Source organism: Flavobacteriales bacterium (assembly GCA_020635855.1).
Lineage (GTDB): Bacteria > Bacteroidota > Bacteroidia > JACJYZ01 > JACJYZ01 > JACJYZ01.
In genome coordinates, this window is sequence record JACJYZ010000002.1 from 901,092 (window position 1) to 915,726 (window position 14,635).

The following is a 14,635-nucleotide window of genomic DNA, read 5'->3' on the forward strand; positions in this document are numbered from 1 at the left end:
TCTGAAAAAGTAACTTTTTTTCGATATAGTGTGTAAAAATTGAGGGGTGTTTGTAAAATATTTGTAAAAATGTTGACAAGTACCCCTTTCAAGTGATACCTTTGTGTCATTAAATAAGCATACACCTATAAAAACAATTCAAGATGTCATCACTAACCAGTTTAAGATTCGAGGCCCTGGAAAGCCTGTTGCAAAGGTTGCCCGAGGCGACCAATGGTTCGAAGGAGTCGGTTTCCAGCTACTTTGGTTCAAAAGTGTTTGGTATGGACGCCATGCGCGAATACCTGCCGGACGATGCCTTTGAAAGTGTTATGAATGCGGTACAGAAAGGGGAGAGGTTGAGTCGCAAGATCGCAGACCAGGTGGCGTCTTCTATGAAAGCATGGTCCATCGAGCGGGGTGCAACTCACTATACTCACTGGTTTCAACCGTTGACGGGTACCACCGCTGAAAAGCATGATGCCTTCTTTGAACCGACACCCGAAGGACGTGCATTTGAATCGTTCGGTGGAAACCAACTGGTGCAGCAGGAGCCTGATGCTTCCAGCTTCCCGAGCGGTGGTTTGCGTAATACTTTTGAAGCACGCGGATATACTGCATGGGATCCGACATCTCCGGCCTTTATTATAGGTAAGACCCTCTGTATACCTACCATTTTTGTATCCTATACCGGTGAAGCGCTGGATTACAAAACGCCACTTCTCAAAGCCTTGCATCAGGTGGACAAGGCGGCAACGGATGTTTGTCAGTATTTTGATAAGAATGTTACCAAAGTAACAGCAACCCTGGGTTGGGAACAGGAATATTTCCTGGTGGATTCTTCTCTGTTCAATGCGCGTCCTGATCTGGCACTGACCGGCAGAACACTGTTCGGACATGCGTCTGCAAAAGACCAACAGCTGGAAGATCATTACTTCGGATCCATCCCAGATCGGGTGGCGGCATTCATGCGCGACTTTGAAAAAGAATCATTGATGTTGGGTATTCCGGTAAAAACCCGGCATAATGAAGTGGCCCCGAATCAATTTGAATGTGCCCCCGTATTTGAAGAGTGCAACCTGGCTGTAGATCACAACCAATTGCTTATGGATGTGATGGAAAAAGTGGCTCGCAGGCACAACTTCCGCGTGTTGTTGCACGAGAAGCCATATGCAGGTGTGAACGGATCCGGTAAACACAACAACTGGTCGTTGGCAACCAACACTGGCAAGAACCTGTTGAGTCCTGGTTCCACGCCGAAGACAAACCTGCAATTCCTGACCTTTTTTGTGAATACATTGAAGGCGGTTCACACACATGCAGGCCTGCTTCGCGCGTCTATCGCTTCTGCTGGAAACGACCACCGTTTGGGTGCAAATGAAGCGCCCCCGGCCATCATTTCCGCATTTATCGGTTCTCAGCTGACGGCCATCCTGGATGAAGTGGTGGAGAAAGTTGGAAAAGGCAAGATGTCTTCCGATGTGAAAACAGAATTGAAGCTGAACATTGGTAAGATTCCCGATATCCTGCTGGACAACACCGACCGAAACCGAACTTCGCCATTTGCATTTACAGGCAACAAGTTTGAACTCAGGGCGGTTGGTTCATCAGCCAATTGTGCATCTGCAATGACGGTTTTGAATGCCATCATGGCGCAACAACTGCGTGACTTTAAAAATGAAGTAGATCAATTGATTGATAAGGGTCTTAAGAAGGACGAAGCCATCTTTAAAGTCCTGCGTCAATACATTATCGACTCCAAAGATATACGTTTTGAAGGAAACGGATACAGCGATGAGTGGGTGAAAGAGGCTGCCAAGCGTGGGCTGGCTAACATTAAGACCACCCCGGAAGCCCTGGATGCAATGGTTACAAAAGAAGCTTCGCGGTTCTTTGAGGCGAACGATATCTACAGTGAAAGAGAGCTTCACGCCCGCCACGAAATCCAGCTGGAGACATACACAAAGAAGATCCAGATCGAATCGCGCGTCATGGGTGATCTTGCCACCAACCACATCATTCCTGTGGCTATCCGTTACCAAAACATTCTTCTGGAGAATGTACGCGGATTGAAAGAAGTGCTTGCTAAGCCGGACTATGAAAAGGCCGCAGCTTTTCCCTTGTCCGCCATTCAAACCATGTCCACACATATCGCCGTGATTCAGAAGGCGGTGGATGATATGGTTGAGGCGAGAAAGAAAGCCAATAAGCTGACGGATGCGAGAGCAAAAGCAATTGCCTACTGTGACAACGTAAGGAAGTACTTTGATGTCATTCGTTATGAAGTAGATAAACTGGAGTTAATGGTGGATGATGAAATGTGGCCGCTTCCCAAATACAGGGAATTGCTGTTTGCCAGATGATCAGCTCCTGGTTGCAAAGAGGCCCTTCCTTTTCCGGTAGGGCCTCTTTGCTTCAATGCCCTTTTCAAGTCTAAATTTATCTTTGCGTAATTTTGAAATATTTAGTTATTTTAGCCACATCGTTAAATGGCGATAACGTACTGTGCCCCTAATTAAACATACCTCTATGACACGATTATCCCGCATTCTTTGCGCGTTTATTCTATTGTTCATCGTAAGTCTTTCCGCTTCGGCTCAAATGAACTTCATGAAGGAAGCCAACGATGCTTACGACGCCATGAAGTATTTCGAGGCCATCGACCTCTATAAGAAGGCATACACCAAAGCCAAAAAGCCAGCGCAGAAAGCTGAGATCCTGTTCAAAACCGCCGAGTGTTACCGCATGTCCAATGATACCCGTCAGGCGGAGGTTTGGTACGACAAGGCATTGAAAGCTAAATACAAAGATCACGTTGCTCAGCTGTACTATGCCGACATGAAGAAGGCGAATGAAAAGTACGACGAGGCCATCGTGGAATACAATGCATACAAAGCACTGGAACCGGATGACATCCGCGGAAAAGAAGGAGTGGAGGCATGCACCAACGCCCAGAAATGGAAGGATGATCCCACCCGCTACAAGGTGGAGAACATGGCGCTGATCAATTCGGAATACCACGATTTTTCACCTTCGTATGCCAAGAAAGATTATTCCCTGTTGTATTTTACCAGCACCCGCCCAAGTTCACTCGGAAAAGGTATCGATGAGTGGGTAGGCCAAAGCTTCAGCGATATTTACGAGACCAAAAGAGATAAAAACGGCAAATGGAGCCAACCAACACCCATTGCCGGAGAGGTAAACGGACCGGCCAATGACGGAAGCTCATTCTTGGATGACCGTGGTTCCTCCATGGTGTTCACGCGGTGTGATGTGCAAAAAACAGGAAGCACAGTTTGTAAGCTTTGCTCGGCAAAGAAAAAGGGTACAGGCTGGTCCGATATAGAACCACTTCCCTTTGGAAATGATACGGTGCAGGTAGGCCACCCATCACTGACGGATGACGAATCCATCATTTACTTTGCTTCCGATATGGCCGGCGGCCAGGGCGGAAAAGACATCTGGATGGCCACCTATACCAAGAAAAGCCGTACATGGTCGGAACCAAAGAACCTGGGGCCAACCATCAACACACCCGGCAACGAAATGTATCCGTTCATTCACAGCGACGGTACCCTGTACTTCGCATCAGATGGTCAACCGGGGATGGGCGGACTCGATATCTTTTTCGCCAAACCCGACGGCGACGACTGGAAGAAACCCGAAAACATGAAGTACCCGATCAACAGCGCCGGGGATGATTTCGCCATCATTGTTGAGAAGAATGCCGAAAGAGGTTACTTTACCTCCAATCGCGCCAATGGCAAAGGTGGTGATGATATCTACATGTTCTGGTTGCCGCCACTCGTGTTCACATTGCAAGGTGTGGCTTATGACGTGGAATCAAAAGGCTATCTCCCCAGCACGAAAATTACCATTGACGGTGGCAACGGAGAATCCATTACACTGGAAACCGATACGGTAGGTCACTACTTCACCCAGATCAAACAGAACATGACATATGATCTGACAGCAAGCAAACAAAAGTTTCTGAACGACAATGGTACGGAAACCACCATGGGACTGACGGAATCCGCTGACCTCGTTCATGATTTCTATCTTCAAAGTACCGCAACCAAGGAAATCCGTTTCCCAGATGTGCTGTACGATTTGGATAAATACGAACTGCGTCCAGAGTCCAAAGATTCACTGGATTTCCTTTACAAGGTACTGGTCAACAACCCCACCATCGTGATTGAACTGTCGGCACATACAGATTCCAGGGGTAGCGATAAATACAACAAAACACTCTCTCAGAAACGTGCCCAGTCATGTGTGGACTACCTCGTTTCCAAAGGTATACCATCCGATCGCATGGTTCCCGTGGGCTACGGAGAAAGCCGCCTGCTGGTGACCGATGCGGATATTGCCAAATTGTCTACGGAAGAGGAGAAAGAAGCCGCTCACCAAAAGAACCGTCGTACGGTGTTCTCGGTGATTCGTGATAACTACGTTCCCAAAGCTTCCAATGATGGCAAAGCACCAAGTGGCGGAGCCAACTAGCAAATAATCGATACAAAGAAGCATCCCGCACATACGGGATGCTTTTTTTTTATCCGGACCAGACTCACATGTTGTGCGTATTTACCGGCGGTCGCTTCAAAAAAGCACCTATTTTTGCAAATGGAATTGAATAGAAATGAGTGAAAACCTGAAATATGACCTGCGGGGTGTCTCCGCCGACAAGCATGATGTGCACAATGCCATTGCCGGGCTGGATAAAGGACTATACCCTTATGCTTTTTGTAAGGTGCTTCCTGACTATGCAGGTAATGATGATGCCTATTGCAACGTCATGCACGCCGATACGGCCGGCACCAAAACAGCCCTGGCTTACCTTTACTGGAAAGAAACAGGTGATGCGTCCGTATGGAAGAACATTGTGCAGGATGCCCTGGTGATGAACCTTGACGACCTGATCTGTATCGGTGCCACCAGCGGAATTGTATTCTCCTCAACCATCGGCCGCAACCGGAACCTTATTCCCGGAGACGTGGTCAAAAAACTGATCGAAGGCGCTGCCGAACTGGCAAACGATCTTCAAAAGCTAGGCGTGGATGTACACCTGGCAGGTGGTGAAACCGCAGATGTCGGTGACATTGTCCGCACCCTTGACGTAGGCTTCACTGCATTCGTTCGCATGAAGCGATCGGATGTAATTGTGAACGATATCCGGCCAGGACAGGTGGTGGTCGGACTGGCATCCTATGGACAGGCAACCTATGAGACCGAATACAACGGCGGGATGGGAAGCAACGGGCTTACATCCGCCCGGCATGATGTACTGGATAAATTTTACAAGCATACCTATCCCGAAAGCTTCGACCCCCTGATGCCCGATGAGGTGCTGTATTCCGGTTCTCACCGTTTGACGGACATCGAACCTGAAACAGGTTTGCACGTGGGAAAACTTGTTCTCTCTCCTACACGTACCTATGCGCCTGTGATTCATAGGGTGCTCCAATCGGTGCGGCCACACATAAGGGGTATGATTCATTGCTCAGGTGGTGGACAAACCAAAGTGCTGAAGTTCCTGCCGGACAAATCGCGGGTGGTTAAAAACAACTTGCTGCCCATTCCACCACTGTTCAGATTGATTCAGGAAACATCCGAAACACCATGGGAGGAAATGTATAAAGTGTTCAATATGGGGCACCGGCTCGAACTTTATATGGACCATGAAGATGCGGCGTCTGAAGTGATTCGCATTGCAAAAGAATTCGGTATTGAGGCGACCGTAATAGGAAGGGTGGAAGCAGCAGATAGGGCGGAAGTCGCCATAGAAGGCCCGCACGGAAATTACCTTTATCACTAATTGCTATGCTCGATAAGCTCGAAGCGATCAAGAAACGTTGGGAAGACGTTGGGGTGCAGATCACCGATCCGAAGGTGATCTCGGATCAGAAGTTGTACGTTAAACTGGCCAAGGAATACAAAGACTTGGAAGAGATCGTAGCTGTTTATAAAGTTTATAAGGAAGTGGTGGAGAACCTGGCTTCTTCCAAAAAGATGCTGGAGACCGAGAAGGACGAGGAATTTCGCGAAATGGCCAAGGCGGAGATCGATACCCTATCGGAAAAGAAGGATGTACTGGAAGAAGAGATCAAACTCCTTCTTCTCCCCAAAGACCCGGAAGACGACCGCAATGCCATCGTAGAAATTCGTGCCGGAACCGGCGGTGATGAAGCCAGCATTTTTGCCGGTGACCTGTTCCGCCTGTACAGTCGCTTTGTGGAAAGCCGCAACTGGAAGCTTGAAACCGTGGAAACCACGCCAGGTACCGCAGGTGGATTCAAGGAAATTGTATTCAACGTGATCGGGCAAGGGGCATATGGCGTCATGAAGTATGAGTCGGGTGTGCACCGTGTGCAGCGTGTACCGCAGACAGAGACGCAGGGTCGTGTACACACGTCCGCCGCTTCGGTTGTGGTTCTGCCGGAGGCCGAGGAAATCGACATCCAGTTGAAGGACTCCGACATCCGGAAAGATACGTTCTGTTCCTCAGGACCCGGAGGTCAGTCGGTGAACACCACCTACTCGGCCATCCGCCTGACGCACATTCCAACAGGGATCGTTGCATCCTGCCAGGATGAAAAATCACAGATCAAGAACTATGAGAAGGCGCTTTCGGTGCTTCGATCACGTATCTACGAAATCGAGTTGCAGAAGCGCATGGAGGAAACCTCCAAGAAACGGAAGACCATGGTGGCAACCGGCGATCGTTCTGCCAAAATCCGAACTTATAACTACCCGCAGGGACGGGTAACCGACCATCGCATCGGCCTTACCATGTATAACCTGAGTGCCATTCTTGACGGAGATATAGGTGAGATCATTGATGCCCTTCAGGTGGCCGAAAATGCGGAGCGCCTCAAGGAAGGAACCGTGAACGCGTAAGGTATGAATAGAAGCGAACTCATCACCAGCATCCGCAGCAAGGCGTCTTTTCTTTGCGTCGGACTGGATACCGATCTGCACAAATTGCCGGCATCCGTTCAGGGAGAAAAAGATCCGGTGTTTGCCTTCAACAAAGCCATCATCGATGCCACCGCCGATGTCTGTGTGGCATACAAACCCAACATCGCATTTTATGAGGCCATGGGCCCCTCGGGATGGGAAAGCCTTGCCCGTACCATTGAATACATTCCGGAAGGAATCTTCAAGATCGCCGATGCCAAGCGCGGTGATATAGGCAATACGGCCGACCTCTACGCGCGGACTTTCTTTGAAACCTATTCCTTTGATGCCGTTACCGTAGCGCCTTACATGGGGCACGACAGCGTTTCGCCGTTTCTGAACCATGCAGGGAAGTGGACGGTATTGCTGGCATTGACTTCCAATCCCGGTGCCCATGATTTCCAGCAACTGCAACTCAAATCCGGCGATACACTTTTTGAAAAAGTACTGACTGAATCCATGCAGTGGGGTACAGACGAAAATCTCATGTATGTAGTGGGCGCTACCCAGGCCAGGGACCTGAAAAAGATCAGGGCCATTGTTCCGGATCATTTCCTGCTTGTGCCCGGTGTGGGTGCACAGGGCGGAAGCCTTGAGGATGTAGTCAGGTACGGTATGAACCGGGATGTGGGTTTGCTCGTGAACAGTTCACGCGGCATCATATATGCAAGCAGTGGTGCGGATTTTGCCGAAGCGGCCCGCCGTGAGGCACATGCCCTTCAACAGGAAATGGGTAAGCTGTTGGAAGTACATGCCGGCTAAACCCAATTAGGACGGGGGAAAGCTGATCGGGAGCGTAAATTCCATCAATACCGGCTTACCGTCTTTCATTGCCGGTGTCCATCTCGGCATTTGGCTAATTACCCTTTTGGCTTCCTTGTCGTAAAACTCATTTACACCTTGTACGATCGTGACTTGGCCTACCTTGCCTTTTTCATCGATCACAAACTTCGTAACCACGGTTCCCCCCCCTGAACCGGGAGCACCCGCTTCAGGTAATTGAATGGTATTGGCCAGATATTCTGACAAACCGCTTTGACCACCTTCAAATTTCGGCATCTTGTCGATCTTCACCTTGACTTCCGCAGAACTGTCTTCCGTTTGTGCATACACCATCATAACCGGAAGTATAAGCAACAACACAGACAAAAGACTTTTTGCCATGTGCGTTTTACCTCTCGAAAGGATAGAAAGTGTTATCATGAGAAAATGTAATGTCAGATCTTGCCCTAAAGATACGGAATCCTTTTTGCCGCTTTATCTTTGCACCCAGTATTTCTTTCTTTTCGGGGAGGGCACCCGTACCATATGGTAAAACAGTCCTTCCTCTACCCCAAAACCACACCTCCGTCGGTGTACGATATTCCGGAGGTTTTGATTCAGATCGCCTGGGAGTGGCAGATCTTCAAGTATCCACCCAGGGAAACCAGCAAAGGTGAACCCCTTCAGGTTGTTCGTCCGGGTAAGCGCCAACTGAATGGTGGCCCCGATTTCTCCGATTCTCGCCTGAGGTTGGGCGATACCTTATGGGTGGGCCCGGTCGAAGTTCATTTGCGCTCGTCCGACTGGGAGCGTCATGGTCACCAGTATGATCCTGCTTACGACCATGTAATCCTTCATGTGGTCTACGAACATGACAAATCGGTTCGGACGGTATCCGGTCGTGTTCCGGAAACGGTGGAGTTGAAGGACCTGATTCCGGATGCCTTCTGGGAACGTGCCCGGTTGTTGCAAAAACGGGGACAGGGGTTGCCGTGTGCGTTTGCCTGGCCTGAAATGGAACGCATACGCTTGGTTTCCTGGTTGGATCGCATGCTCGCGGAGCGACTCGTTGAAAAGGCGGCCGTATTGCAAAAACTGGCCGGGCAGGGAAGTAATTGGGAGGATGCCCTTTACCTGATGATGGCAAGGTGCATGGGCCTGCCGGTGAATGGCCTTCCATTCCAATGGCTGGCGGGCAGGGTGCCATTGAAGCTTGCCCGGAAGAAGAGGGCGTGTCTGACAACATTGGAAGCACTGTATTTCGGACAGGCTGGACTTCTGCCCCTCACATCAGAAGAAGTTTATGTGGCTCAGCTTGTCTCGGAGTACCGCTATTTGCAAGCGGCCCATCAACTGCAGCCGATGCAGGCACATGTGTGGAAGTTTCTGCGGATGCGCCCCGCCAGTTTTCCTACGCTGCGCATCTCGCAGTTTGCAGCACTGATCCATCAATCCGTTTCCTGGCTTGACATGCTTCTGGAAGCCACCGAGCCCGAGCCCCTGCTTCGACAAATCCGCGTCAATGCTGCATCTTACTGGGCACATCACAGCAAGTTCAGCACCGTTTGCAGAAAAAGAACCACCCGGTTGGGGCTGGCCACGGCGAACATAATCATGCTGAATGCCTTTATTCCAACCCTGTTTGCTTTTGCATCTCAAAATGGTGATCAGGGGAGGAAAGCCAGAGCAATTCACTGGATGGAAACCTTGCATCCGGAACGGAATAGCATCACAAATGTGTTCTCGGGGATGGGTTTTGAGCCAATACACGCGGGCGATAGCCAGGCACTGATTCATTTGCACGGAACTTACTGCAAGGCCAAAAAGTGTTTACTTTGCGCCATAGGTCAGCAGATCATCCGGGGTACGCCTTAAGCAATATGTAAGTCGGAACGGATCGCTAAAACAACCTGAGATTGATGGCTAGATTGTCAAGAATATTCGTTGCGTTTACCCTGTTGTTGCTCATCACCCTGATCGGTGTCGCCGGCTACATGATCATTGAGGGTATGCAATTGCTGGATGCCCTCTATATGACTGTCATCACCGTTTCCACCGTGGGCTTCAGGGAAGTGAATGAACTGAGCAGCGGAGGCAGGTTGTTTACCGTCCTTCTGATTGTAACAAGTTTTGGTACATTTGCATATGCCGTTTCGGCCGTGACCGTATATGTGGTTGAGGGAGATTTTCAACGGTTTTTCAAGGATAAAAAAGTGAACCGCGACATCAGTCAGCTCAATAAACATGTAGTGATTTGTGGCATGGGCCGTAACGGTCGCCAGGCTGCCCAGCAACTTCGTGCAGCCGGACATTCGTACGTGGTGATTGAACAGACGGATCATATGGTGTCCGTCATCCGTGAAGGACATGAACATCTTTTTATTGAAGGAGATGCCACCCACGACGATGTACTGGAAAAGGCCCGGGTGGCGTATGCAAAGGCTTTGATCACAACTTTACCGAAAGACGCAGATAACTTGCTGGTTGTGCTTACCGCAAGGGAAATGAATCCTGATATGACCATCATCAGCCGTGCTTCTGAAGAATCTTCAGACAAGAAATTACGGCGAGCGGGTGCAGACAATGTGATCATGCCCGATAAGATCGGGGGGGCACACATGGCATCCTTGGTGCTGAAGCCGGATGTGATCGAATTCATTGATTACATTATCGGCCAGTATGCCCTCGACACCAACCTGGAGGAGATCAGTTTTGACCACTTGCCTGAAAACCTCAGGAATAAGTCCATCCGGGACCTGGAAGTTCGCAACCGCTCCGGCGCCAACATCGTCGGATTCCGCACAGCCGAAGGTCAGTTCGTGATCAACCCTTCTCCTGATACCCCCATTTCCCCGAACGCCAAAGTATTTGTGCTGGGCACCCCGGAACAGGTGGGTAAGCTGAAAGAGATTTTTTCTATCACCTGATGGAAGCGAAAACACATAAAAACACGTGGATGATTACCGGCAGCAACGGCTTGCTCGGACAGAAGATCGTGCATGCATTGGCGGGTAATCCCGCAGTTCGTTTGGTTGCCACGTCTCAAGGAGAAAACCGTATCACCGGAAAAGAAGGGTACGAATACAGGAGCCTGGATATCACCGATCGGAAGGCGGTAGAGGAAATCATCCGGGATGTGCGGCCTGATGTATTGATCCATACCGCCGCCATGACCAATGTGGACGCGTGTGAAACCAACCGCGAGGCCTGCTGGGATGTGAATGTAAATGCGGTTGAATACCTGATTGAGGCTTGCAAGCCGCTGGGAACACACTTCATTCATTTGTCAACCGACTTCGTTTTCGATGGTCAAAACGGACCCTACCGCGAGGAAGATGCCGTGAATCCGTTGAGCCATTACGCCGCATCCAAAGTAGCTTCGGAAAAACTGGTATCTGCATCCGGATTACCCTGGGCCATCATCCGTACCATTATTATTTATGGTGTTTGTGAAGGAATGAGCCGTTCCAACATCGTGCTTTGGGTGAAAGGAGCCCTGGCCAAAGGCGAACCGCTTAACATTGTGAATGACCAGTACCGCATGCCGACGCTTGCGGAAGACCTGGCGGTGGCCTGCATTTCTGCGGGCATGAAAAAAGCCACAGGTATCTTCCATGTTTCAGGCAATGAAATGATGAATATGGTGCAACTGGCCAAAAAAGTCGCTCATTTTTTTGAAGAGGATGAATTGCTGATCCGCGAGATCACATCAGACTCACTGAACCAGGCAGCCAAAAGACCCCCGAAGACCGGTTTCGTGCTGACCAAGGCCATGGAGCAACTGGATTATAAGCCTACATCCTTTGCGAAAGGACTGGCATTGCTGGCTGAACAGCTCAAAGAGCTGGAGCAAGTTTGACATTTCTTTCAAAATTGTAAATTGGTCCTATCTTTGGCCGCAGAAATAAAAACCCCTTTTCACATGCGTTTATCAGCTTTTTTCGCTTCTCTATTGGTGTTTTTCTGTATCACGGCGTTGCCGGTTCACAGTTATGCCCAAGGTGACACTGCGCAGACTGTGCAGGCATCCAAAACATTTGACCAGGCCATTGATGAGGCGTTGACACCAGCATCCAATGCCATTACAAGTTTTATCTTCAGTGCAGTGCCTATTGGAGGCGGAAAGCAAGTGCCTTTTGTTTTGATCTGGCTGATCCTGGGAGCGATCGGTTTTACCATTTACTTCGGGTTCATTAACCTGAGAGGGTTTCCGTTGTCATTGTCCATCGTGCGAGGGGTATATGATGATCCGAACGACGAAGGAGAGGTGTCGCACTTCCAGGCACTCACAACCGCACTTTCCGGTACGGTGGGACTTGGCAACATAGCCGGTGTGGCAATTGCAATTTCTGTGGGTGGACCCGGTGCTACATTCTGGATGATCGTAGCTGGATTGCTGGGAATGTCATCCAAGTTCGTAGAATGTACCCTCGGCGTAATCTACCGCAACGTTGGTAAGGACGGTGTGGTGTCCGGTGGCCCCATGTACTACCTGTCGAAAGGATTGAAACAAAGAGGAATGGCCACCTTCGGTAGTATTCTGGCAGTGATATTTGCCATATGCTGTATTGGTGGTTCTTTCGGTGGAGGCAACATGTTTCAGGTGAACCAGGCCTGCCAGCAATTCATCAACATTACCGGAGGAGAAGACAGCTTTTTAGCCGGCGGAGGCAGATGGGTGTTCGGCCTCATAATGGCGGCCCTTGTGTTCATTGTAATCGTAGGTGGTATCAAAGGGATTGCCAAAGTGACGGATAAGATTGTTCCTTTTATGTGCGGATTGTATGTGCTCGCTGCATTGATCGTCATCTTCGGTGACGCAGCGAGAATTCCACATGCATTCTCTCTGATTTTCAGCGGCGCTTTTGTTCCCGAAGCCATATACGGGGGCATCATCGGGGTGTTGATCACCGGATTCCAGCGGGCCGCTTTCAGCAATGAAGCAGGAATCGGCTCAGCGTCGATCGCTCACTCCGCAGTAAAGACAAATGAACCGGTTACAGAGGGGCTCGTGGCTTTGCTGGAACCTTTTATTGATACGGTTGTGGTATGTACCATGACTGCATTGGTCATTGTGATCACCGGTTTCTATAATAGCGGTGAAACTGATGGCATCACCATGACCTCCAAAGCATTTGAAAGCGTGATCCCGGGTGCCCGTTATGTGCTGGCCGTGGCTGTGGTGCTTTTCGCATTTTCTACCATGATCTCATGGTCTTACTACGGCTTGAAAGCATGGACTTTCCTTTTTGGAAATACCAAAATCGCAGACCTCAGCTACAAAATGATCTTTCTCTTGTTTGTTGTTTTCGGCGCCGCCCTGAACATGGGAAGTGTGGTTGGGTTTTCCGACGCCATGATTTTTGCTATGTGTTTCCCGAATGTTCTGGGGTTGATCATTCTGGCGCCGGAAGTCAGAACCAAACTTAATGTGTTCCTTGCCAAAATTAAAAGCGGGGAGATTACCAGGTATAAGTAGGATATCATTACATATAAATCAATGAGGAGGGCAGTCGACAACGACTGCCCTCCTTGTTTTAGCAAAGTCCCATGAAAGAAAGATGGTTGGAATGGCTTACCTATTCTCGCAATGAACAAAGAGGTGTTCTTGCGTTGGTAAGTTTGATACTAAGTTTAGCTGCTGTTAATATGTTGTGGCAACCCGATAAACCGTCGGATGTGCCGGCTCTCTCTACCACGATGGAAGCCAAGGATACAGATACGGTTGAACGGTATGCACCGGAGATTGTACCGGAAGTATTCGACCCGAATACTGTAACCGAAAAGGAGCTTGAACGCATGGGGGTTAAAGGGCGTTTGCTGAAACAGTGGGTGGCCTATGTTGCACACGGAGGGCGCTTTCGTCAGGCAAGTGACCTGAAAAAGCTATATGCAATGGATGATCACACCTTTGGTAGATTGCTTCCCTTCGTACAAATCCGCGTTCAAACCCCATTGAATAAGAACCTGCATAAAGAACCTGTTCGTGAAAAACCATTGCGCTCAACTCACCATGTGATGCTAGACGTTAACCAAGCCGAACGTCAGGAATGGATCACGTTGCCGGGGATCGGGGAAAAGTTGTCGACACGGATCATCAAATACAGGGATCTTTTGGGTGGGTTTTACAGTACCGATCAGCTCCTTGAGGTTTATGGGATTGATTCGGTGACCTGGCAAGGAATGCTTCCTTTTCTCACCATCGTAGATACCCATCTGGTTCGGATAAACCTGAATACGGCAGGGTTTAGAACCTTATTGCACCATCCTTACCTGACCTACGACCTGGTGAAAGACATCGTAAATGCGCGGCGGCGGTCACCCTTCAATGAAATATCAGATTTGCTAACACGAAAATTGGTCACCCGTGAATTATATCCTAAAATTGCACCCTATTTAAATGTACAACATGGAACAAAGGATTAAGACTGCCGTCCGGGACGTTCCCGACTTTCCCAAGCCGGGTATTCTGTTCAAAGACATCACTCCGATTCTCAAGGATTATGCGCTATGCCACGACATCGTTCAGGTGATGGCGGACCAGGTTCGGCCCTGGAAACCGGATGGCGTGGCCGGCATCGAAAGCAGGGGATTCCTTTTTGGTGTGGGATTGGCGGAAGCACTGGCTGTGCCGTTCATCCCAGTCAGGAAATTGGGTAAACTACCCTATGAAACCATCACGCACAAATACGATCTCGAATACGGATCGGCAGAAGTGGAAATGCATGTGGATGCGTTTCAGCCCGGCGCGCGCATCCTCATTCATGACGACCTGCTCGCTACCGGCGGAACTGCCCAGGCGGCAGCGGCCCTGATCAAAAAAGCAAAAGGGGAAATCGCAGGATTCATTTTTTTGATACATTTGTCGTTTCTGAGTGGAAATACCAGGCTGGCCGAGTATTCAGAGCACATCCACAGTTTGGTCGAATATTGATTT

At 49.5% G+C, this 14,635-nt stretch carries 12 protein-coding genes; 11 read left to right on the forward strand and 1 reads right to left on the reverse strand.

The window, feature by feature from the left end; genetic code table 11:
- Window positions 1-143 precede the first annotated feature (143 nt).
- From H6585_03725 to pyrF, 5 genes are all read left to right on the forward strand, one after another.
- Window positions 144-2,342 carry a glutamine synthetase III gene (locus tag H6585_03725; protein ID MCB9447438.1) on the forward strand — a complete coding sequence of 733 codons (2,199 nt, stop codon included), beginning with the start codon at window positions 144-146 and terminating at the stop codon, window positions 2,340-2,342.
- A 166-nt stretch (window positions 2,343-2,508) separates the two neighbouring features.
- Window positions 2,509-4,482, forward strand: a complete 1,974-nt coding sequence (locus H6585_03730) for an OmpA family protein (GenBank protein MCB9447439.1) — start codon at window positions 2,509-2,511, stop codon at window positions 4,480-4,482.
- A 136-nt stretch (window positions 4,483-4,618) separates the two neighbouring features.
- The gene (locus tag H6585_03735; protein MCB9447440.1) at window positions 4,619-5,794 is read left to right on the forward strand and encodes a phosphoribosylformylglycinamidine cyclo-ligase; all 1,176 of its coding nucleotides are present in this window, start codon (window positions 4,619-4,621) and stop codon (window positions 5,792-5,794) included.
- 5 nt (window positions 5,795-5,799) lie between these two features.
- Window positions 5,800-6,876: a peptide chain release factor 1 gene (prfA, locus tag H6585_03740; GenBank protein ID MCB9447441.1), complete on the forward strand. Its 1,077-nt coding sequence runs from the start codon at window positions 5,800-5,802 to the stop codon at window positions 6,874-6,876.
- Window positions 6,877-6,879: 3 nt separating this feature from the next.
- Window positions 6,880-7,698 (forward strand): orotidine-5'-phosphate decarboxylase, encoded by an 819-nt coding sequence (gene pyrF / locus H6585_03745; protein MCB9447442.1) that lies wholly within the window; start codon window positions 6,880-6,882, stop codon window positions 7,696-7,698.
- Window positions 7,699-7,704: 6 nt separating this feature from the next.
- Here pyrF and H6585_03750 read toward each other — a convergent pair whose 3' ends face one another.
- Complete coding sequence (locus tag H6585_03750; GenBank protein ID MCB9447443.1) at window positions 7,705-8,100, reverse strand: energy transducer TonB; 396 nt, start codon at window positions 8,098-8,100, stop codon at window positions 7,705-7,707.
- 144 nt (window positions 8,101-8,244) lie between these two features.
- On the opposite strand from H6585_03750, the gene H6585_03755 reads away from it, so the two are divergent.
- The 6 genes from H6585_03755 (at window position 8,245) to H6585_03780 (ending at window position 14,632) form a co-directional block, all read left to right on the forward strand.
- Window positions 8,245-9,573: a DUF2851 family protein gene (locus H6585_03755; protein ID MCB9447444.1), complete on the forward strand. Its 1,329-nt coding sequence runs from the start codon at window positions 8,245-8,247 to the stop codon at window positions 9,571-9,573.
- A 44-nt stretch (window positions 9,574-9,617) separates the two neighbouring features.
- The gene (locus H6585_03760; GenBank protein ID MCB9447445.1) at window positions 9,618-10,625 is read left to right on the forward strand and encodes a potassium channel protein; all 1,008 of its coding nucleotides are present in this window, start codon (window positions 9,618-9,620) and stop codon (window positions 10,623-10,625) included.
- Window positions 10,625-11,557 carry an SDR family oxidoreductase gene (locus H6585_03765; protein MCB9447446.1) on the forward strand — a complete coding sequence of 311 codons (933 nt, stop codon included), beginning with the start codon at window positions 10,625-10,627 and terminating at the stop codon, window positions 11,555-11,557. Before H6585_03760 ends, H6585_03765 begins: the two co-directional genes overlap by 1 nt.
- A gap of 63 nt (window positions 11,558-11,620) precedes the next feature.
- Window positions 11,621-13,177: an alanine:cation symporter family protein gene (locus H6585_03770; protein MCB9447447.1), complete on the forward strand. Its 1,557-nt coding sequence runs from the start codon at window positions 11,621-11,623 to the stop codon at window positions 13,175-13,177.
- A 71-nt stretch (window positions 13,178-13,248) separates the two neighbouring features.
- On the forward strand, window positions 13,249-14,124 hold the full coding sequence (locus H6585_03775) for a helix-hairpin-helix domain-containing protein (protein MCB9447448.1): 876 nt from the start codon (window positions 13,249-13,251) through the stop codon (window positions 14,122-14,124).
- Window positions 14,099-14,632: an adenine phosphoribosyltransferase gene (locus H6585_03780; GenBank protein MCB9447449.1), complete on the forward strand. Its 534-nt coding sequence runs from the start codon at window positions 14,099-14,101 to the stop codon at window positions 14,630-14,632. Before H6585_03775 ends, H6585_03780 begins: the two co-directional genes overlap by 26 nt.
- Window positions 14,633-14,635: the final 3 nt, after the last annotated feature.